The organism is Rhizobacter sp. P5_C2 (assembly GCF_054049715.1).
This window is the reverse complement of the sequence record NZ_JBFULV010000001.1, coordinates 26348-45246: the sequence shown is the minus strand read 5'-3', so window position 1 is coordinate 45246 and position 18899 is coordinate 26348. Positions and strand designations below refer to the sequence as shown.

Genomic DNA, 18899 nt, shown 5'->3' with positions numbered 1-18899 from the left:
CCCTGCCCGACCCTGCCGAGCCGCGCCATGCACACCATCTCCGACAACGAGTTCGGCCTGTTCCAGCGCTTCATCTACGACGCGGCGGGCATCACGCTGTCGTCGGCGAAGAAGGCGCTGGTGTGCGGCCGGCTCGCGAAGCGGCTGCAAGCCTGCAACCTGGGCAGCTACACCGAGTACTTCAAGCTGCTGAGCAGCGGCCAGAACGGCGCCGAGGTGCAGACCGCGGTCGACCTGCTGACCACCAACGAGACCTACTTCTTCCGCGAGCCGAAGCACTTCGAGCTGCTGCGCGAAGCGGCGCTTGCGTCGTCGAAGAAGGCGCAGCCGTTCCGTGTCTGGAGCGCGGCCAGCTCGACCGGCGAAGAGGCCTACAGCATCGCGATGGTGCTGGCCGACACGCTGGGCGACGCGGCCTGGGAGGTGATGGGCTCCGACATCAGCACCCGCGTGCTGCAGCGCGCGCGCCAGGCGCACTACCCGATGGAGCGCTGCCGGCAGATCCCGCAGACCTACCTGAAGCGTTTCTGCCTGCGCGGCATCGACGAGCAGCAGGGCACGCTGCTGGTCGACCGCTCGCTGCGCGGCCGCGTGCAGTTCATGCAGGTCAACCTGAACACCGCACTGCCGCGGCTCGCGTCGTTCGACGTGATCTTCTTGCGCAACGTGATGATCTACTTCAACGGCGACACCAAGCGGCAGGTGGTGGCGCGCATCATCGAGCAGCTGAAGCCGGGCGGGTTCTTCTGCATCGGGCATTCCGAGAGCCTGAACGACATCAGCACGGCGCTGCAGCAGGTGGCACCGTCGATCTACCGCAAGCCGTGAGCCTGTGATGACGGCAGGCGCGATCCGATTCGACAGCGCCGAGCCCGGCGACCGCGTGCTGCAGCCCGGCGAGTACGCCGTCGGCGAGGCGCCGCTGCGCATGCGCACGCTGCTCGGCTCGTGCGTGTCGATCACGCTGTGGCACCCGGTGCGGCGCATCGGGGCAATGTCGCATTTCCTGCTGGCCGCGCGTTCGCCCAGCCACCAGGGCGTGCCCGACGCGCGCTACGGCGAGGAGGCGCTGGCGCTGATGCTGCGCCAGCTGCACAAGCGCAGCATCGTGCCGGCCGAGTGCGAGGCCAAGATCTTCGGCGGCGGCAACATGTTTCCCGAGCAGACCGCGACCGTCGTGCCGAACATCGGCCGCCGCAACGGCGAGGCGGCGCGCGACCTGCTGCTGGCGCACGGCATTCGCGTGCATTCCGAAAGCCTGTTCGGCAACGGGCACCGGCAGATGATCTTCGACCTGGCGACCGGCGACGTGTGGGTGCGTCAGGTCAACCCGGAATCGGCGGCGATGCCGCTGGATGGTGCTGCGCCATGAGCAACATCCGCGTGATGGTGATCGATGATTCGGCCGTGGTGCGGCAGGTCGTCACCGCGCTGCTGGATGAAGCGCCCGGCATCGAGGTGATGGCCGCGGTGGCCGATCCGGTGCTCGCGATCGAGCGGCTCAAGCTCGACTGGCCGGACGTGATCGTGCTCGACGTCGAGATGCCGCGCATGGACGGCATCACCTTCCTGCGCATGGTGATGCAGCAGAAGCCGACGCCGGTGGTGATCTGCTCGACGCTGACCGAGCGCGGCGCGAAGACCACGCTGGAGGCGATGGCCGCCGGCGCGGTGGCGATCGTCACCAAGCCGAAGCTCGGGCTGAAGCAGTTCCTCAGCGCGAGCGGCGAGGAGCTGATCAGCACGGTGCGCGCCGCGGCCAAAGCCAACGTGCGGCGGCTGGCCGCGGGGCCGGCGGTCGCGCCGACGCCGGCCGCGAAGAACACCGCGGACGTGATCCTGCCGCCGGCCACGCGCGCGATGACGCAGACCACCGAGCGGGTGGTGGCGCTGGGCACGTCCACCGGCGGCACGCAGGCGCTCGAGGAGGTGCTGACCGCGCTGCCGCGGGTCACGCCGGGCATCGTGATCGTGCAGCACATGCCGGAGAAGTTCACCGCGGCCTTCGCGGCGCGGCTGGACAGCCTGTGCCGCATCGAGGTGAAGGAGGCCGAGCACAACGACCGCGTGCTGCCGGGCCGCGCGCTGATCGCGCCGGGCGGCCGGCACATGCTGCTCAAGCGCAGCGGCGCGCAGTACTTCGTCGAGGTGATCGACGGCCCGCTGGTGAACCGCCACCGGCCGTCGGTCGACGTGCTGTTCCGCTCGGTCGCGCGCAGCGCCGGCGCGAACGCGCTCGGCGTGATCATGACCGGCATGGGCGACGACGGCGCGGCCGGCCTGCTGGAGATGCGCAAGGTCGGCGCGCAGACCATCGCGCAGGACGAGGAGAGCTGCGTCGTGTTCGGCATGCCGAAGGAAGCGATCAAGCGCGGCGGCGCGCAGCGGACGCTGCCGCTGAGTGCGGTGGCGGGGGAGATCCAGAAGCAGGTGGGGTGAGCGTGGCGATGACTACAGGTCGGGCTTGGGCAGCTGCTCATAGTCAGGCATGTCCGCGAACTTCTCTCGAGCTTCGGCGTAAGCCTTCTTCAGATCGGCAGCCGCGAGGTCGAACGACACGAGCAGCTCTTCCAGCTGCCCCGCCTCTTGCGAATCCACTTCGTCAATCAGCTTGTCCAGTTCGTGGATTCTGCGGGCCACGCACTGAACGGCCACGATGAGCGTTTGCGGTCGAAGTTCCATCACGTCTCCCCAATCCCTCGTGCGGCTTCGTACTGCCGCCGAATCGCGTTTCGAACAAAGTTGTCCAGGCTTCCCAACAGCGCATCCTTGAACATGGGCTTCGCCGGCATGATCGTGTAGTGGATCGCCTTCAGGCGATCGTTGTAGGCATCCTTGCTGACCTTGAGGTCCGGTGGGATGTCGGTTCCTGCTGGAATGTGGAAGTCGCCATCGGCTCGACGCAAGGCTTTCGCGCTGTCGAATACCGAGGTGCCACCCGTGTCGGGATGGTACATGCCGGTAGAGGCGTTCCGCTGGATGTCGGCAGGGCGCTGATCACCTCGCGGCGTCAGGCTTGGGAGCAACTGCGGATGCAGTATCGGCGCGATCTCCTTGGCGTCCGCAAGGTCGCGATCGGGTGCGAGGTAGCACCGGACATCAGAGGTGTAGTTCGCAAGAAAGATCGCTCGATAGAGGGGGACGCTCGTCTTCTCGTAGTTGTGGCTCATAGGCACTCGCTGTGGGCGGAGGGACCGCGGGAATCCGAAGCGAACGATCGATGCCGGACAAGCCACTGAGCGATTGGAACTGCAACACCTCGGCGTGCACTAAGGTAGCGTAGCCCTGCCTTGCAGGTAATGCATAGACCAAGGTCACATCCAGAGGCTGCGAGGTTGCGCACAAGATCCTTACGCCAGGAGAACGGAATGAAGCTGCACTACAAAGAATTCATGGACCAGTTCGACGCGGCGCGCAAGGAGATCGAGAGCCTTCCCGATTTCCTGAAGGAGTCGATCCGTCGTGCAACGCTGACCTATCCGTCTGCCAAGACGAGCGAGGTGCCGGGTCCGCGCCGGCAGAGGCCCTCGGTCAAGAAGCCCTGAGCGACGCAGCCGTCACTTCCCGAACTGGCGGTACTGCCCGGGCGTGACCCCGGTCCTCGCGCGGAACCGGTTCACCAGGTGGCTCGCGCTGGCCAGCCCGCACTGCCGCGCCACCTCGTCGAGCGGCGCATCGGAATGCCGCAGCAGTTGCTTGGCGCGCTCGATGCGCAGCCACAGCACCCACGCATGCGGCGCGATGCCGAACGAGGTGCGGAACATGCGTGCGAAGTGGTGCTCGGACAGCGCCGCCATGGCGGCCATCTCGCCGATGGTCACCGGCTGGTCGAGGCGCGCCTCCGCCCAGTCGACCAGCCGCCGCCGCACGTGTGCCGACAACCCGCCGCGTGGCGGCGTGCGGTGACCGCGCGTGGCGTGCGCGATCAGCAGCGCGGCCAGCGCCTCGTGCCCGAGCGCATTGGCCTGCAAGCGCGCCTGCGGATCCTGCCAGTCCAGCATCGCCAGCGCGTGCAGCGGACCGGCCACGCGGGTGTCGCCGACGAAGGTCAGGTCGGGCACCTGCACCTCGCGCGGTTCGCGGTCGAGCAGGCGCACCGCCAGCGGCGCGAGCTGCGCCTCGTCGAAGTACAGGTGCACGAAGCTCTGCTCGCCGCCCACCACCCAGCGCGATTCGTGGCCGGCCGGCATCACGCACAACCGGCCCGGCTCGCCGCGCAGGTCGGGCACCTCGCGCCGCCAGGTGCCCTGGCCGCCGCTCAGGTACAGCGACAGCGTGTGGTGCGACGGCCGGCTGTAGCGCGTCGCGTCGGCCGCGTTGCGCCACACCGCGACGGCCAGGCCGTCGCCCAGCGTGGCGCTGCGCAGCAATTGCGCGCGCGAGTGCGCGAGCACGTCGAACACTTCGTGGCGGGACAGGTCGGGCACGGTCACCATGGCCTCGCCACTGTAGCGGCCGCGTCGCGCGCACGCACGAGGTGACCGCGACAAACCGCAGTTTTGTGCAACCGGATTCACACCCTGCAGCCGACACTCGCCGGATGAACCTCTTCCTCTACGTGCTCACCGTGCTGATCTGGGGCACCACCTGGATCGCGCTGAAGCTGCAGCTCGGCCCGGTGCCGATCCCGTGGTCCATCGCCTACCGCTTCGCGCTGGCCGCCGCGGTGCTGTTCATCTGGCTGGCCGCTACCGGGCGGTTGAAGCGGCCCGACGCCCGCGCGATGAAGCTGATCGCCGCGCAGGGCGTGTGCCTGTTCTGCCTGAACTTCATCTGCTTCCTGCACGCGAGCCGCTTCATCCCGAGCGGGCTGGTCGCGGTACTGTTCTCGACCGCGACGGTGTGGAACGCGTTCAACGCGCGCGTCTTCCTGGGCCGGCCGCTCGCACCGCGCGTGCTGGCCGGCAGCGCGCTCGGCATGCTGGGGCTGGCGGCACTGTTCTGGCCGGAGCTGGCGCGCCACGATGCCTCGCCCGACACGCTGACCGGCCTCGCGCTCGGGCTGGCCGGCACGCTGTGCTTCTCGGCCGGCAACATGCTGTCGACACGCCTGCAGGCACTCGGCAACGCGCCGGTCGTCACCAACGCCTGGGGCATGCTGATCGGCGCGACGGTGTTGGCGGCCGGCTGCGCAGTCGGCGGCGTCGGCTGGGCGTTCGATCCGTCGCCCACCTACGTCGGCGCGCTGCTGTACCTCGCGATCCCCGGCTCGGTGATCGGCTTCACCGCCTACCTGACGCTGGTCGGCCGCCTCGGGCCGGAGCGCGCCGCCTACAGCACCGTGCTGTTCCCGGTGGTCGCGCTGAACGTGTCGGCCTGGGTCGAGGGCTACCAGTGGACCGCGCCCGCGCTGTTCGGGCTGGTGCTGGTGATGGCCGGCAACGTGATCGTGTTCCGCAAGCCGAAGGCCGCGCCCGCGGCGGCTGCCGTCACAGCCCCAGCGCGCTGAGCCCGGCGTGGTCGTCGGGGCGGCGACCGAGCGGCCAGTGGAACAGCCGCTGCTCGGGCTGGATCGGCAGGTCGTTGATGCTGGCGTAGCGGCGCTCCATCAGGCCCTGCGCGTTGAACTCCCAGTTCTCGTTGCCGTAGCTGCGGAACCACTGGCCGGAATCGTCGTGGAACTCGTAGGCGAAGCGCACGCCGATGCGCGCGCCGCCGAAGGCCCACAGCTCCTTGATCAGCCGGTAGTCGAGCTCGCGCGCCCACTTGCGCTGCAGGAAGACGCGCACCTGCTCTCGGCCGACCGGGAACTCGGCCCGGTTGCGCCAGCGCGTGTCCTCGGTGTAGACGGCGGCGACGCGGTCGGGGTCGCGGCTGTTCCAGGCGTCTTCGGCCAGGCGCACCTTCAGCGTGGCGGATTCTTCGGCGAACGGGGGCAGCGGCGGGCGGGGGGTGTCCATGGGGCTTCCTTTGTGGATGTAGACAGGTCTGTCTATGTGGCGAATCTTGAAGCAGACAAGTCTGTCTGTCAAACTGCGGGCCATGACGACCACCGCCGCCCCGCTCGAACCCCGCCAGCGCATCCTCGAGACCGCGATGCGGCTCTTCTACGCCGACGGCATCCGCGCGGTCGGCATCGACCGGCTGATCGCCGAATCGCAGGTGGCGAAAGCCTCGTTCTACCGCCACTTCCCGTCGAAGGACGACCTGGTGCTGGCCTTCCTGCGGCTGCGGCACGAACGCTGGATGACGTGGTTCACGCGCAGGCTGGAGCAGCGCTGCGACGCTGCCGGGCCGGCGATGGAGCGCGCGGCCGAGGTGCTGCGCGAATGGTTCGAGGAACCGGATTTCCGCGGCTGCGCCTTCATCAACACGCTGGCCGAAGGCTCGGCGCAGGGCGAGGCGATCAGCGTGGTGCAAAGCCACAAGGACGAGCTGCAGGATTGCCTGCTCGCACTCGCGCGGCGCTGCGGCCACCCGCAGCCGGTGCGGGCCGCGGAAGACGCGCTGCTGATCGTCGAGGGCGCGATCGTGCGCGCGCACATGACCGGCGACGCCGCCGCGGCCGACGTGGCGCACCGGCTGCTGCAGAAGTCCTGGTCGTGAACTGACGCGCCGTCGCGCGTCGGTACACTGCCCCGCAGCCCGGGTCGGCCGGGCACCTGCAAGGAACAGCACACATGGTCGTCGAAGCCGAGGCATTGCGCTGTTTCCGCGTCGCGATGGGCCAGCCGGAGGCCGACTTCCGCGCGGGTCAGTGGGAGGCCATCGACCACATCGTGAACCAGCGCGGCAAGGTGCTGTGCGTGCAGCGTACCGGCTGGGGCAAGAGCATGGTGTATTTCGTCGCGGCCACGTTGATGCGGGCGCAGGGCGCCGGCGTCACGCTGATCATCTCGCCGCTGCTCTCGCTGATGCGCAACCAGATCGACGCGGCGCAGCGGCTCGGCCTGCGGGCGCTCACCGTCAATTCGACCAACCGCGACGACTGGGGCGTGGTGCGCGACGAACTGCTGGCCGGCCAGGTCGACCTGCTGCTGATCTCGCCCGAACGCCTGGCCAACGACGAGTTCGTCGCCGGCACGCTGCAGGCCATCGCCGCGCGCATCGGCCTGCTGGTCATCGACGAGGCGCATTGCATCTCCGACTGGGGCCACGATTTCAGGCCCGACTACCGGCGCGTGGGCCAGGTGCTGGCGCGCCTGCCCGGCAACATTGCGGTGCTCGCGACCACCGCCACGGCCAACCGGCGCGTCGAGGCCGACGTGGCCGCGCAGCTCGGTGCCGGCGTGGTGGTGCAGCGCGGGCCGCTGCTGCGCGAGAGCCTGGCGCTGCAGAACATGCGCCTGCCGGGCGCGGCGGACCGCCTGGCGTGGCTGGCGGATCGCATCCCCGGCCTGCCGGGCAGCGGCATCGTCTACACGCTGACCACGCGCGATGCCGACCGGGTCGCCGAGTGGCTGCAGCTGCAGGGGATCGATGCCCGCGCGTACCACGCCGGCAAGCCCGACGACGAGCGGCAGGCGCTCGAACAGGCGCTGCTGGCCAACGGCCTGAAGTGCCTGGTCGCCACCACCGCGCTCGGCATGGGCTACGACAAGCCGGACCTGCACTTCGTCATCCACTACCAGACGCCGGGCAACGTGGTCGCCTACTACCAGCAGGTGGGGCGGGCCGGCCGCGCGATTCCATCCGCCTGCGGCGTGCTGCTGTCGGGCGAGGAAGAGGAGGACATCAACGAGTACTTCCGCGATGCCGCCTTCCCGCCGGAAGGGCAGGTCGACCGGATCCTCGGGGCCCTGGAGGCCGCCGACGACGGCTTGAGCGTGCGGGCGCTGGAGCGCGCGGTCAACCTGCGGCAGTCGCAGATCGAGAAGGTGCTGAAGCTGCTGGTGGTGGAGCCGGAGTCGCCGGTGCTGCGGCTCGACGGCGCCTGGTACCGCACCGCGCAGCCGTTCCGGCTCGACCGGCAGCGCATCGCGCACCTCACGCAGCAGCGCGAGGCCGAATGGGCGCAGATGAAGCAGTACCTCGCCAACGAGCGCTGCCTGATGCAGTTCCTGGCGGATGCGCTCGACGACGTCGGCACGCAGGCCTGCGGCCGCTGTGCGGTGTGCCTCGGGCGGCCGGTGCTGCCGGTGGAGATCGATCGCGCACTGCTGATCGCGGCGCAGCGCTTCACCAGGCACAGCGAGATGCCGCTGGAACTGAAGAAGCAATGGGACATCGACGCGCTGCCGCAGTACGCCGGCGACCACGGCTGGAGCAAGCAGAACATTGCGCAGGGCTTGCGCGGCGAAGCGGGCCGGGTGCTGTCGCGCTGGGGCGAGCCGGTGTGGGGCCAACTGGTGGCGCGCGGCAAGGCGCAGGGCCGCTTCGACGACGAACTGGTCGAGGCCGCGGCCGACCTGGTCCGCCACCGGTGGCCGGAGGCCGCGCGGGTGACCTGGGTGACCTGCATCCCGTCGATGCGGCAACCCGAGCTGGTGCCCGACTTTGCGAGGCGCCTCGCCGAGGCCCTGGGGGTACCGTTCCGGCCGGCCCTCGTGAAGACGCGCGAGACGCAGCCGCAGCGAGACATGGAGAACCGCTTCCACCAGTGCCACAACCTCGATGGGGCGTTTGTCGTCGATGACCAGCAGGGCGTCGACGGGCCGGTGCTGCTGGTCGACGATCTGGTCGATTCGGCCTGGACGCTGACGCTCGCGACCGCGCTGCTGCGGCAGGCGGGCGCGGGCGCCGTCTACCCGTTCGCCCTCGCCGTCACGTCGGCGAAGTAGCTTTCACCAGCAGTGCCACGACGATGAGTGCCGAGGGATTGAGTGCCGACACCGAAGCGGTCCTGCTGTTGTGCGGCAGGTTCGGTGGTGAAGGGCAGGCGCCTGCCGAGCCGCTGTCGACCAACGACTACGCCGCGCTGGCCCGGTGGCTGAATGCGCGCAGCATGCGGCCGGCCGACCTGCTGGCTGCCGCGGGGCGGGCGGCGCTCGACAGCGTGCACGAGATCGCGCTGGAGCGTCCGCGCATCGAGTTCCTGCTGGAACGCGGCACCGCGATGGCACTGGCGCTGGAGCGCTGGAGCCGTGCGGGCCTGTGGGTGATCTCGCGCGGCGATGCGGCGTATCCGCGCGCCTTGAAGCGCCGCTTGAAGCATGCCGCGCCGCCCTTGCTGTACGGCGCGGGCCGCCAGGAGCTGCTCGATCAAGGCGGCGTCGCCATCGTCGGTTCACGCGATGCCATCGAGCCGGCGCTGGAGTTCACGCGGCTGACCGCGGCCGCGTGCGCCGACGAAGGGATGGTGGTGATCTCGGGCGGCGCGCGCGGTGTCGACACGGCCGCGATGCAGGGCGCCGTCGAGGCCGGCGGTCAGGCCGTCGTCGTGCTCCCCGGCGAGCTGCTGAAGGCGAGCCTCGGCCGGCTGAACCGCGGCGGTCTGCAGCAGGGCCGCCTGACCCTGGTATCGCCCTTCGCGCCGGAGGTCGGCTTCCACACCGGCAACGCGATGGGGCGCAACAAGTACATCTACGCGCTGGCCGACCACGCGCTGGTGATCGATTGCGCGCTCGGCACCGGTGGCACCTGGGCCGGTGCGCTGGAGGCCCTGAAGGCGCAGTGGCTGCCGCTGCACGTCAGGACCCCCGGCCATGGCGCCGGCAACGCCGCGCTGGTCGAGCAGGGCGGGCTGGCCTTCGAGTTCGTGCCCGGCGCAGGCGAAGCGCTGCGCGATCACTTCGGCGCGGGGCCCTGAACCCTCAGGCCATTGCGCTCAGCCGGGCACGCGCGTCATCTGCATCGTCCAGTTCGTCTCCCATTCCACGCCATCCGGCGAGAAGGCCTGCTCCCAACGCGCCGAATCCGGCCCCTGGCGCAGCCACACGAAGCGCGCATACACCTTGCGGCCGTTGTCCTCGTCTTCGCCGTAGAACTCGCCGCGGTCGCCGCTGAAGCCGCCATGCACCGGCGGGTACAGCGTGCCGGTGCGGCTGCTGATCCAGTAGATCGACCACTGCCGCTTCGTGATGTCGAACAGCCGCATCGTCATGCCCGACCAGCCCTGTGTCGGGAAGTCGATCTGTTCGACATTGGCGATGCCACCGAGGCGCGGCTCGCACCCCAGCACCGAGGGAAACTCCTTCCAGTCGTTGCTGCCCGGCGTGCGCGTCGCGAGGCACCGGTTCTCGACCTGCCAGCGGCCGTGCAGGAAGTCGAAGTCGTCCGGCTGCCCGGTGCGGTCCAGTGTGTAGCTCATCGTGGTCTCCAGAAGGTCGGGACGGTGAAGGGTTTCAGCGCCAGGCCGAGCCGGCGGTGGGTTGCAGGCGGAACATCTCCGGTGCCGAACGCAGCTGCGACAGCCAGCGCGGCCACACCGCATCGCGCCAGATCGCCGAGGTGAACAGACGGTCGGCGCAGTCGAGCTGGTGGGCCACGCTGTCGAAGCGGCAGATCCACACGAAGGCCTCGGTGTCGGTGCGCACCGGCAGCGCCGGGAAGTCGTTGGTCGTGTGCTCGGTCTTCAGCACGGCCTGCACCTCCATGCCAGCGGCCACCAGGCAGGGCCGCACCTCGTGCTCGAAGCGCTGCAACAGCTCGGGCGTGGCCGGCGCATCGAGCGCACACACCACCGCCAGCAGCATGCCGGGCCGCGCCGCATGGGTGGCGGCGGTCTGCACGTTGCGCAGCAGCAGCACGTTCGACGAATCCTGCATCGTCGCGTTGGCAGCGTCGCGGTGGCGCCGCCACACCGGGCCGCCGTAGAACGCGGCCAGCGCGTCGCGCCGCTCGGCCATGTTCGCGAAGCCGCGCAGCCAGACGAAATCGTCGGGCGCGTCGAGGTCGCGGAACTGGCCCAGCACGCGCATGCCGCAGTCCTCTTGCGTGTGCACGAACTCGCGGTCGAACAGCTCGATCAGCGTCTCGCGCCGGCCGGGGTGCAGCGCATAGCGCCGCAGCTCGACGATGGCACAAGGGGACGGAATGGTGTCAGCAGCCACGGCACGGGCCGGGCGTTCCAGCGTCATCACGGTCATCGGGGCATCTCCTCGTCTCTTGGGAGGGTGATGCTGCGCCGGGGATGCTGACACCTGGTGTCAGCAGACTTCAGCAGACTTCAGCAGAGTGCGGCCGAGTTCAGCCGACCACCGTGCCGTCGCGGCCGCGCAGCTTGGCGCGGTACATCGCCTTGTCGGCCCGCTCGATCGCCGCCTGCAGCGCCTCGCCGTCGCCGCAGGTGCTCAGGCCCGCCGAGAAGGTCAGCCGCAGCCCCGGTGCCACCTCGTCGAACGGCGCTGCCGCCAGCCCCGCGCGCAGCCGGTCAACGCACTGCAGCGCCTGCGCCTGAGGCGTCGATGGCAGCATCAGCAGGAACTCCTCGCCGCCCCAGCGGCCGAGCACGTCGGTGTCGCGCAGCGCGGCCTGGGCCGCGTCGGCGAAGATCTTCAGCACCTGGTCGCCGGCCGCGTGGCCGTGGTTGTCGTTGATCGGCTTGAAGTGGTCGAGGTCCATCAGCACGAGGCTCAGCGGCTGGCCGTGGTGCTTCTGCCGCGTCCGTTCGGCGTCCAGCAGCTCGGTCAGGTGGCGGCGGTTCACCAGGCCGGTCAGGTCGTCGCGCGTGGCCAGGTGGTGGATCTTCGCGAGCGCGGCCTGCAGCTCGGCCTGGCGCTGCCGCAGCTTCGCGCGCAGCCGGCCCATGCTGACCGCCAGCGCCGACATCGCGGTCATCAGGATCACGCAGAACAGGAACTGGATCGCCTCGATGTGTGGCGGGAACTGCGCCGGGTCGGTGCGCGACTTCCACAGCATCACGCCGCCCAGCAGCACCAGCGCCTGCGCGCCCAGCAGCCGGGCTTCGCGCGGCGACATCACGAACATGCCCCACACCAGGTTCAGCAGCATGATGGCCATCACCGCGCCGCGCAGCTGCGGGTTGATCGCGTAGCCCCACGCGGTGATCGCGATGCCGAACACCGATTGCGGCATCGTCAGCGACGGGTCGTGCGACAGCCGCTCGCTGAGGCCGCTGCGCACCAGGCCGTAGAAGACCGAGATGCCGACCAGGCTGCTCGCGCACAGCCAGGCGGCCGGTGCGGCCCGCATCATCCCCAGCTGCACCTCCAGCCAGCACACCGCCGAGAACAGCAGGTAGACCGCCAGCGCCAGCAGCGTCAGCCGGGCGTGACCGCGCCGGCGCCCGGATGGGCCCCACAACAGGTCGCCGACGGGGGCGGGCAGTGCGCTCACGGACACGGTTGGCAGGACATCCGCGGGATTGTAGGAATGCGGCAGGAGACGCCAACCCGGATCCACCCCCGGAGGCCGGGGGGCGCGAATCGGGGGGCGCGACACACGGCGCAACATGCGCACTGGCGCAGGCCCGCAGGCCGGCAGCGCGCAGCGACGACAATCGCCCCGCGCCCGCACCACCCGTCACTCCAGGCACCGATGACCGACAAACGCTTCTTCCCGCGCCAGGTGGTCGAGTCCGGCGGCAACCGCTGGGATTGGGCGTTGCTGCCGCTGGTGCTCGCGGTGCTGGTGCTGCTGGCCTGGGGCGGCTCGCAGATGGCGCGGCCCTACCAGCTCGGCGAGGTGCTGCCGCTGACGCTCGACCCGAGCGCGCTGCCGTACTACCTGCTGCGCACCACGCTGCGCATGTTCCTCGCGCTCGGTGCCTCGGTGCTGTTCGCCTGCGTGTTCGCGGCGCTGGCGGCCAAGTACCGCGCCGCCGAGCGCGTGCTGGTGCCGCTGCTCGACATCCTGCAATCGATCCCGATCCTCGGCTTCCTGTCGATCACCGTCACCGGCTTCATCGCGCTGTTCCCGGGCAACCTGTTCGGCGTGGAATGCGCGGCGATCTTCGCGATCTTCACGTCGCAGGCCTGGAACATGGCCTTCAGCCTCTACCAGTCGCTGCGCACCGTGCCGCCCGAGCTGCAGGAGGCGGCGCGCGTGTTCCAGCTGTCGGGCTGGCAGCGCTTCTGGCGGCTCGAGCTGCCGTTCGCGATGCCGGCGCTGCTGTGGAACATGATGATGTCGATGTCCGGCGGCTGGTTCTTCGTCGTCGCGTCGGAGGCCATCGCGGTGTCGCAGCAGAGCATCAAGCTGCCCGGCATCGGCTCGTACATCGCGCTGGCCATCGAGCAGCGCGACCTGCACGCGATCGGCTGGGCGATCGGCGCGATGCTGGTCGGCATCGTGCTGTACGACCAGCTGTTCTTCCGGCCGCTGCTCGCGTGGGCCGACAAGTTCCGCTTCGAGGAGGGCAGCAGCGAGAGCGCGCCGTCGTCGTGGCTGCTGACCTGGCTGCGCCGCACCGAGCGGCTGCAGCCGTTCGCGCTGCGCGTCGCGGCGCTGTTCGGCCGCTCGCTGACGCTGTTCCGGCGCCGCCACGACGGCACCTCGATCCGGGCCCGCGCGCGGCCGGCCGGCGCGACGCTGCAGCGTGCGTGGGACGCGCTGCTGGCCGCGGCGGTGCTGATCGCGCTGTGGCAGCTGCTGCGCTTCATCCACACCGAGGTCGGCTGGGCCGAGGCGGGGCATGTGCTGGTGCTCGGCTCGATCACGATGCTGCGCGTGCTGGTGCTGACGGCGCTGGCCGCACTGGTGTGGGTGCCGGTGGGCATCTGGATCGGCATGAACCCGCGCTGGTCCGGGCGGCTGCAGGCGGTGGCGCAGTTCCTCGCGGCGTTCCCGGCCAACCTGATGTTTCCGGTGGCGGTGCTGTTCATCGTGCGCTGGAAGCTGAACCCCGACATCTGGCTGTCGCCGCTGATGGTGCTGGGCACGCAGTGGTACCTGCTGTTCAACGTGATCGCCGGCGCGAGTGGCATCCCGACCGAGCTGCGCTATGCGGCGCAGAACCTCGGCCTGTCGGGCTGGCTGCGCTGGCGCCGCTACCTGCTGCCGGCGGTGTTCCCGAGCTTCGTCACCGGGGCCATCACCGCCAGCGGCGGCTCGTGGAACGCGAGCATCGTCGCCGAGTACGTGACCTGGGGCGACACCACGCTGCAGGCGAAGGGGCTGGGCAGCTACATCGCGCACATGACGGCGATCGGCGACTTTCCGCGCATCGCGCTCGGCATCGGCGTGATGTGCGTGTTCGTGATGGGCATGAACCACCTGGTCTGGCGCCGGCTCTACCGGCTGGCCGAAGACCGCATGCATTTCTAGGGACCTGGGGAACGGGCATGAAGACACTGATCGAACTGAAGGGCGTCGGCAAGTCGTTCCGCTCGGCCGACGGCAGCGCGCGCGCGGTGCTCGAGGGCGTGGACTTCCGGCTGGCCGAGGGCGAGATCGTGTCGCTGCTCGGGCAATCGGGCTCGGGCAAGTCGACGCTGCTGCGCATCCTGGCCGGGCTGATCCCGGCCGATGCCGGCGATGTGCGCTACCGCGAGCAGCCGCTGCACGGCCCGGCGCGCGGCATCGCGATGGTGTTCCAGTCGTTCGCGCTGTTCCCGTGGCTCACGGTGCAGCAGAACGTCGAGCTCGGGCTCGAGGCGCGCGGCATGGCGCCGGCAGAGCGGGCGGCGCGCGCGGTGGCGGCGATCCAGCTGATCGGGCTGGCGGGCTTCGAGGGCGCGCTGCCGCGCGAGCTGTCGGGCGGCATGCGCCAGCGCGTGGGCATTGCGCGGGCGCTGGTGGTCGAGCCCGAGATCCTGCTGATGGACGAGGCCTTCTCGGCGCTCGACGTGCTGACCGGCGAGCGGCTGCGCGAGGAGATCCTCGAACTCTGGACCTCGCGCCGCATGCCGACGAAGGCGATGCTGGTGGTCTCGCACAACATCCAGGAAGCGGTGCTGATGGCCGACCGCGTGCTGATCTTCGCGAGCGACCCGGGGCGGGTGCGCTGCCAGCTCTCGGTGCAGTTGCCGCGCCCGCGCGACCCGGACAGCGCCGAGGTGCGGCAGCTGGTCGACGAGGTCTATGCGCTGATGACGGCCGGCACCGGCCGCCGCCCGGCCGGCGAGCCGGTCGCGCTGCCGCTGGCGCACCGCCTGCCGCAGGCCGACGTGAGTCGCATGGACGGGCTGCTGGAGCTGCTGGCCGACGACCTGTTCGCCGGCCATGCCGACCTGCCGAAGCTGGCCGAGGAGACCGAGCTGACCGACCACGAGCTGCTGCCGCTGACGCAGGGCTTGTCGCTGCTGGGCCTGGCGCAGCTGGCCGATGGCGACCTGCACATGACGCCGCTCGGGCGGCGCTATGTGGACGGCGACCACACGCTGCGCCAGCAGCTGTTCGGCCAGCAGCTGCTGGCCACGGTGCCGCTGGCCGCGCACATCCGGCACAGCCTGGAGCAGGAGAGCTCGGGCGAGCTGCCGCAGGAGCCGTTCCTGCGCCTGCTCAGCGACAGCCTCGATGCCGCCGAGGCCGAGCGCGTGCTGCGCACGGCCATCGAGTGGGGCCGGCACGGCGAGGTGTTCGAGTACGACTACCGGACCGGGGTGATCCGCTTGCCGGAGGGGCGGCAGGAGATGGCGGAGGGGTGACCGAGGGGAGCGTTGCGTGAGAGTTGCCAAGCTTCTCCTGATCACCTGCGCTCTGGCGTTTCTGACGAGTCGTTCCGCGGCCCAAGCCCAGGCGTTGCTCTTCGATCACCCGTTCTCACAGCAGCCTGCCCACGAAGGCTTCGGCCCGGTCATCGACGTGCGTGTCCGTGGCCGACTCGAAAGCTTCGTTCTCGACACCGGTTCGTCGCCGAGCCTCGTCGTCTCGGAGGCTGCACCGCGCCTGCGCGGCCATGCGGGCGGTCCGACTTGTCGGCATGCCTTGCAGATTCAGCTTGGCAGCGAGACGGCCGCCGCCGTTCCGTGCGAAGTCATCCCGACCATCCCCGAGTTCGCCGCAGCGAAGCTCGCCGGCATGCTGAGCCCGCAGCAACTGGCACCGAACGATCTCGTGGTGCTCGACTTCCCGTCGAGCCGCTTGTTCGCGCTGCACGCGACCGGTGAGCCGTTCGATGAGTTCCGCAAGCTCTACCCCGACCGGTCCAGCGTTCGTCTGGAGCGCATCGGCGAATCGATCGGTGCGATGCTGGTCCGCGGTGCCTGGGGCGATCGGGCCGAAGTGCTCATCGACATCGACACCGGCCGCCCCTACACGCAGTTCGCCAGACGCTACCTGGAAGGCGCTCCGACCGACGGCTCGTCTGCAACGCTGTCGGCGATGGGCGAGCGATCCGTCAACCAGCAGTCGTTGCAGGCGCAGCCGCTGCGCATCGGATCGATCGTGCTCGCACCCATCCGCATCCGGACCCGCGATGAGGCGGGCGTGGCGGCCGGCGTCGTCTATGAAGGCTCGCTCGGCCGAGACGTGCTGAAGGCCTGCGCCATCGGCATTCCGCCTCGTCGGGAACGGCAGGTCTACCTGGCGTGCCGATGACCCAGGCTCAAGCCGTCTCGACATCCAGCTCCTCGTCCACCTCCCCCCGCGACGACAGCGCCAGCAGCCCATGCCGCTTCAGCAGCGTGCGCAGCGTGTTGCGCGTGACGCCGAGCAGCCGCGCGGTCTGCACCTGGTTGTCGTGGCAGCGCGCGAAACCGAGCCGCACCACCAGGGCCTCGATCGCCGCCACCAGCTGCGGATGCCTGCTGTCCATCAGCGCGTCGATGGCGCGCTCCAGCGCGGCCAGCGGATCCGCGGCCGGCGGTGGCCCCGCGGACTGAGGCGCTGTCGAGGCAGCTGGCGAGGTGACCGCGCCCAGGAACCCGAGCGGCGAGAAGCGGCAGTCGCTCAACCGGATGATGCCGTCGCGGCAGACGATCAGCGCGTAGTGGATGACGTTCTCCAGCTCGCGGATGTTGCCCGGCCAGGCATAGGCCAGCAGCGCGCTGCGCGCCTCGGGCGACAGCTGCGTGCCGTGCAGTGACAGCTTGCCGCCGCACACCGCGATGAAGTGGCGCGCGAGCGGCAGGATGTCGCTCGGGCGGTCGCGCAGCGGCGGCAACTCGATCGTCGCGACGCTCAAGCGGAAGTACAGGTCGGCGCGAAAGTGCTGCGCCTCCACCGCGCGGTGCAGCTCGACGTTGGTGGCGGCCACCAGCCGCACGTCGAGCGGGATCGCGCGCCGCGAGCCGAGCCGCACCACCTGCCGCTCCTGCAGCACGCGCAGCAGCTTCACCTGCAGCGCGAGCGGCAGGTCGCCGATCTCGTCGAGGAACAGCGTGCCGCCGTTGGCCGCCTCGAACCAGCCGGCTCGCGCCTGGTGGGCGCCGGTGAACGCACCGGCCTCGTGGCCGAACAGCTCGGCGTCGATCAGCGATTCGCTGAACGCGCCGCAGTTCACCGCGATGAAGGGGCCGTCGCGCCCGCTGCGCTTGTGGATGTGGCGGGCGATCAGCTCCTTGCCGGTGCCCGTCTCGCCGACGACCAGCACGGTGGCGTCGCTGCCGGCGACGCGCTCCACCTGCTCCAGCACGGCGAGCGAACGCGGGTCGTGGAACAGCAGGGCCTTGGCGCGGATCGAGAGCGCGAGGCTGGCGGAATCGGGCAGGGTGAGCAGGTGGTCGGCGGACATGCGGTTGGCGATGGCTGGCAAATGACGCGATCTGCACATTAGGTGTCTTGTTCCGTGCCGTGAACGCAGCATTTCACGCTTGCATATGCGCGCATCAAGGCGATCGGGGCGCGCGCGCTCGACGGTTCGGGCCCTGAAGTAGCCCGGATGCCAATCCGGGGCTCCACGTCACTTCAAGAGCGCGGCCACAACACCCACAAGCGCAACGGCTGCTTCATGCGCCCGGCTTGCTGCTCGGCCACATCCCCCCACCCCCAGAAATAATCCGCCCGCACCGCACCCGTGATCGCGGTCCCAGTGTCCTGCGCCATCACCGCGCGCCGCAGCGGGGTCGCGCTCAGCGGCTCGGTCGCATCGATCCATACCGGCGTGCCGTACGGGATGCTCTGCGTGTCGACCGCGATCGAGCGCCCCGGCGTCAGCGGCACGCCCTGGCCGCCCTTGGGCCCGAGCTGCGGGTCGGGCAGCGGCTCTTCGCGGAAGAAGATCACCCGCGGATTCGCCCACAGCATCTCGTTGAGCCGCTTCGGGTTCTTGCGCGCCCACGCCTTGATCGACGGCCACGAGGCCTGCTCCAGCGTCAGCTCGCCCTGGTCGATCAGCCAGCGCCCGACCGACTTGTACGGCTGGTCGTTGTGCGCCGCGAACGCGACGCGCAGCAGCTTGCGCGTGCCGTCGGCCTCGGTCAGCTGCAGCCGGCCCGAGCCCTGGATCTGCAGCACCAGTGCGTCGAGCGGGTCGGCGATGTACGCGATCTCGCGGCCGCGCAGCGCGGCCTGCGCGGCGCGCACGGTGTCGAGCTGCTGGCGCGTCCAGTAGGGCTTGCGCGTGGCCAGGTCGGCCGGCGGCGCGTACAGCGGGATGCGGAACGCGCCACGCGGCACGCGGCTCGCTTCGACCAGCGGCTCGTAGTAGCCGGTCATCAGGCCATCGGTCGCGCCCTCGAGCGTTTCGACGCGCCACGGCTGCACGCGGTTCTGCAGGAACACGCGCACGCTGCCGTCGGTGATGGTCGTGAGCTTCTGCGCGTCGGCGCACAGCTTCGTCCAGTCGGGGCCTGGCCTCTCGCAACTGCGCAGCAGCGCCGGCCACAGCTCGGCGGTGCTGTCGAACTCCCAGCCGGGCAGGTCGGTCCACGCGGCACCGACCCAGCGGCTGCGCGTGCGCGTCAGCACGGGCTTGTCGCCGGGGAGGAGGGGAGGTGTCGGCGTGGCGGTCGGCGCATTGGCGGCCGGCTCCGGGGGAACCGGTGCCACGGGGGGGTATTGCAGGCTCGCGCAGCCGACCAGCGCGCCTAGAATCGCCGCCGCCATCCACCAGCGGCCGCGGCCAGGGAACATCGTCATGGGTCTGATTCTCCTCGAAGCGCTGGGCGCGCTCGCGGTGCTGCTGCTGATCGTGTGGTGGACGATGTTCTCGGGGCGCAAGAAGGGCGAGCGGCGCG

The 18899-nt window shown here is 70.1% G+C and carries 20 protein-coding genes; 11 read left to right on the top strand and 9 right to left on the bottom strand.

The genetic code is table 11. The features are described 5' to 3' along the window. Positions 1-27: 27 nt before the first annotated feature. From ACXJLU_RS00205 to ACXJLU_RS00195, 3 genes are read left to right on the top strand one after another with little or no spacing between them, the layout of a single operon-like run. Entirely contained in the window at positions 28-828 is an 801-nt protein-coding gene (locus ACXJLU_RS00205; protein ID WP_457328534.1) for a CheR family methyltransferase, read from the top strand. 7 nt (positions 829-835) lie between these two features. Further along, complete coding sequence (locus ACXJLU_RS00200; RefSeq protein ID WP_457328533.1) at positions 836-1372, top strand: chemotaxis protein CheD; 537 nt, start codon at positions 836-838, stop codon at positions 1370-1372. Beyond that, positions 1369-2439 carry a protein-glutamate methylesterase/protein-glutamine glutaminase gene (locus ACXJLU_RS00195; RefSeq protein ID WP_073469107.1) on the top strand — a complete coding sequence of 357 codons (1071 nt, stop codon included), beginning with the start codon at positions 1369-1371 and terminating at the stop codon, positions 2437-2439. The genes ACXJLU_RS00200 and ACXJLU_RS00195 overlap by 4 nt, the downstream gene beginning before the upstream one ends. Positions 2440-2451: 12 nt before the next feature. Here the strand turns inward: ACXJLU_RS00195 and ACXJLU_RS00190 are convergent, their stop codons facing one another. Next, on the bottom strand, positions 2452-2682 hold the full coding sequence (locus ACXJLU_RS00190) for a Tsi2 family anti-toxin (RefSeq protein WP_457328532.1): 231 nt from the start codon (positions 2680-2682) through the stop codon (positions 2452-2454). After that, positions 2682-3170 carry a Tse2 family ADP-ribosyltransferase toxin gene (locus tag ACXJLU_RS00185; protein ID WP_457328531.1) on the bottom strand — a complete coding sequence of 163 codons (489 nt, stop codon included), beginning with the start codon at positions 3168-3170 and terminating at the stop codon, positions 2682-2684. The genes ACXJLU_RS00190 and ACXJLU_RS00185 overlap by 1 nt, the downstream gene beginning before the upstream one ends. A 198-nt stretch (positions 3171-3368) precedes the next feature. Here ACXJLU_RS00185 and ACXJLU_RS00180 point away from each other — a divergent pair, with 198 nt between their 5' ends. Beyond that, positions 3369-3545: a hypothetical protein gene (locus tag ACXJLU_RS00180; RefSeq protein WP_457328530.1), complete on the top strand. Its 177-nt coding sequence runs from the start codon at positions 3369-3371 to the stop codon at positions 3543-3545. Between the two features lie 12 nt (positions 3546-3557). Here ACXJLU_RS00180 and ACXJLU_RS00175 read toward each other — a convergent pair whose 3' ends face one another. Then, complete coding sequence (locus ACXJLU_RS00175; protein ID WP_457328529.1) at positions 3558-4436, bottom strand: helix-turn-helix domain-containing protein; 879 nt, start codon at positions 4434-4436, stop codon at positions 3558-3560. 104 nt (positions 4437-4540) lie between these two features. On the opposite strand from ACXJLU_RS00175, the gene ACXJLU_RS00170 reads away from it, so the two are divergent. Further along, a complete protein-coding gene (locus tag ACXJLU_RS00170; RefSeq protein ID WP_457328528.1) occupies positions 4541-5449 on the top strand; it encodes a DMT family transporter in 909 nt (302 codons plus the stop codon). Here the strand turns inward: ACXJLU_RS00170 and ACXJLU_RS00165 are convergent. Then, entirely contained in the window at positions 5430-5900 is a 471-nt protein-coding gene (locus ACXJLU_RS00165; RefSeq protein WP_457328527.1) for a nuclear transport factor 2 family protein, read from the bottom strand. The two genes, ACXJLU_RS00170 and ACXJLU_RS00165, sit on opposite strands and share 20 nt — an antisense overlap. 82 nt (positions 5901-5982) lie before the next feature. Between ACXJLU_RS00165 and ACXJLU_RS00160 the strand changes: the two genes are divergently transcribed. From ACXJLU_RS00160 to ACXJLU_RS00150, 3 genes are all read left to right on the top strand, one after another. Beyond that, positions 5983-6546, top strand: coding sequence for a TetR/AcrR family transcriptional regulator (locus ACXJLU_RS00160; protein ID WP_073469116.1), 564 nt, complete (start codon positions 5983-5985; stop codon positions 6544-6546). Between the two features lie 74 nt (positions 6547-6620). Beyond that, positions 6621-8720, top strand: a complete 2100-nt coding sequence (locus tag ACXJLU_RS00155) for a RecQ family ATP-dependent DNA helicase (RefSeq protein WP_457328526.1) — start codon at positions 6621-6623, stop codon at positions 8718-8720. A 23-nt stretch (positions 8721-8743) separates the two neighbouring features. After that, a complete protein-coding gene (locus tag ACXJLU_RS00150) occupies positions 8744-9688 on the top strand; it encodes a DNA-processing protein DprA (protein ID WP_457328525.1) in 945 nt (314 codons plus the stop codon). Between the two features lie 18 nt (positions 9689-9706). On the opposite strand, the gene ACXJLU_RS00145 is transcribed toward ACXJLU_RS00150, so the two are convergent. The 3 genes from ACXJLU_RS00145 to ACXJLU_RS00135 form a co-directional block, all read right to left on the bottom strand. Further along, entirely contained in the window at positions 9707-10189 is a 483-nt protein-coding gene (locus ACXJLU_RS00145) for a hypothetical protein (protein ID WP_073469122.1), read from the bottom strand. Positions 10190-10223: 34 nt separating this feature from the next. Beyond that, the gene (locus ACXJLU_RS00140) at positions 10224-10967 is read right to left on the bottom strand and encodes an NIPSNAP family protein (RefSeq protein ID WP_457328524.1); all 744 of its coding nucleotides are present in this window, start codon (positions 10965-10967) and stop codon (positions 10224-10226) included. Positions 10968-11067: 100 nt separating this feature from the next. Beyond that, on the bottom strand, positions 11068-12177 hold the full coding sequence (locus tag ACXJLU_RS00135; RefSeq protein ID WP_457328523.1) for a GGDEF domain-containing protein: 1110 nt from the start codon (positions 12175-12177) through the stop codon (positions 11068-11070). 201 nt (positions 12178-12378) lie between these two features. On the opposite strand from ACXJLU_RS00135, the gene ACXJLU_RS00130 reads away from it, so the two are divergent. Genes ACXJLU_RS00130 through ACXJLU_RS00120 form a run of 3 tightly spaced genes read left to right on the top strand, consistent with a single transcriptional unit; the run spans position 12379 to position 16320 of the window. Beyond that, positions 12379-14106 (top strand): ABC transporter permease, encoded by a 1728-nt coding sequence (locus tag ACXJLU_RS00130; RefSeq protein ID WP_457328522.1) that lies wholly within the window; start codon positions 12379-12381, stop codon positions 14104-14106. A gap of 17 nt (positions 14107-14123) precedes the next feature. After that, positions 14124-15428 carry an ABC transporter ATP-binding protein gene (locus tag ACXJLU_RS00125; protein WP_457328521.1) on the top strand — a complete coding sequence of 435 codons (1305 nt, stop codon included), beginning with the start codon at positions 14124-14126 and terminating at the stop codon, positions 15426-15428. Positions 15429-15444: 16 nt separating this feature from the next. Then, entirely contained in the window at positions 15445-16320 is an 876-nt protein-coding gene (locus tag ACXJLU_RS00120) for a hypothetical protein (protein ID WP_457328519.1), read from the top strand. Positions 16321-16327: 7 nt separating this feature from the next. On the opposite strand, the gene ACXJLU_RS00115 is transcribed toward ACXJLU_RS00120, so the two are convergent. After that, positions 16328-17455: a sigma-54 interaction domain-containing protein gene (locus ACXJLU_RS00115; RefSeq protein ID WP_457328518.1), complete on the bottom strand. Its 1128-nt coding sequence runs from the start codon at positions 17453-17455 to the stop codon at positions 16328-16330. A 173-nt stretch (positions 17456-17628) separates the two neighbouring features. Continuing rightward, entirely contained in the window at positions 17629-18801 is a 1173-nt protein-coding gene (gene mltA, locus ACXJLU_RS00110) for a murein transglycosylase A (RefSeq protein WP_457328517.1), read from the bottom strand. Positions 18802-18899: the final 98 nt, after the last annotated feature.

Coding starts and splice junctions, on each gene's coding strand:
- ACXJLU_RS00205 (WP_457328534.1), top strand. CDS start 28: ATGCACACCATCTCCGACAACGAGTTCGGCCTGTTCCAGCGCTTCATC.
- ACXJLU_RS00200 (WP_457328533.1), top strand. CDS start 836: ATGACGGCAGGCGCGATCCGATTCGACAGCGCCGAGCCCGGCGACCGC.
- ACXJLU_RS00195 (WP_073469107.1), top strand. CDS start 1,369: ATGAGCAACATCCGCGTGATGGTGATCGATGATTCGGCCGTGGTGCGG.
- ACXJLU_RS00190 (WP_457328532.1), bottom strand. CDS start 2,682: ATGGAACTTCGACCGCAAACGCTCATCGTGGCCGTTCAGTGCGTGGCC.
- ACXJLU_RS00185 (WP_457328531.1), bottom strand. CDS start 3,170: ATGAGCCACAACTACGAGAAGACGAGCGTCCCCCTCTATCGAGCGATC.
- ACXJLU_RS00180 (WP_457328530.1), top strand. CDS start 3,369: ATGAAGCTGCACTACAAAGAATTCATGGACCAGTTCGACGCGGCGCGC.
- ACXJLU_RS00175 (WP_457328529.1), bottom strand. CDS start 4,436: ATGGTGACCGTGCCCGACCTGTCCCGCCACGAAGTGTTCGACGTGCTC.
- ACXJLU_RS00170 (WP_457328528.1), top strand. CDS start 4,541: ATGAACCTCTTCCTCTACGTGCTCACCGTGCTGATCTGGGGCACCACC.
- ACXJLU_RS00165 (WP_457328527.1), bottom strand. CDS start 5,900: ATGGACACCCCCCGCCCGCCGCTGCCCCCGTTCGCCGAAGAATCCGCC.
- ACXJLU_RS00160 (WP_073469116.1), top strand. CDS start 5,983: ATGACGACCACCGCCGCCCCGCTCGAACCCCGCCAGCGCATCCTCGAG.
- ACXJLU_RS00155 (WP_457328526.1), top strand. CDS start 6,621: ATGGTCGTCGAAGCCGAGGCATTGCGCTGTTTCCGCGTCGCGATGGGC.
- ACXJLU_RS00150 (WP_457328525.1), top strand. CDS start 8,744: ATGAGTGCCGAGGGATTGAGTGCCGACACCGAAGCGGTCCTGCTGTTG.
- ACXJLU_RS00145 (WP_073469122.1), bottom strand. CDS start 10,189: ATGAGCTACACACTGGACCGCACCGGGCAGCCGGACGACTTCGACTTC.
- ACXJLU_RS00140 (WP_457328524.1), bottom strand. CDS start 10,967: ATGACCGTGATGACGCTGGAACGCCCGGCCCGTGCCGTGGCTGCTGAC.
- ACXJLU_RS00130 (WP_457328522.1), top strand. CDS start 12,379: ATGACCGACAAACGCTTCTTCCCGCGCCAGGTGGTCGAGTCCGGCGGC.
- ACXJLU_RS00125 (WP_457328521.1), top strand. CDS start 14,124: ATGAAGACACTGATCGAACTGAAGGGCGTCGGCAAGTCGTTCCGCTCG.
- ACXJLU_RS00115 (WP_457328518.1), bottom strand. CDS start 17,455: ATGTCCGCCGACCACCTGCTCACCCTGCCCGATTCCGCCAGCCTCGCG.
- mltA (WP_457328517.1), bottom strand. CDS start 18,801: ATGACGATGTTCCCTGGCCGCGGCCGCTGGTGGATGGCGGCGGCGATT.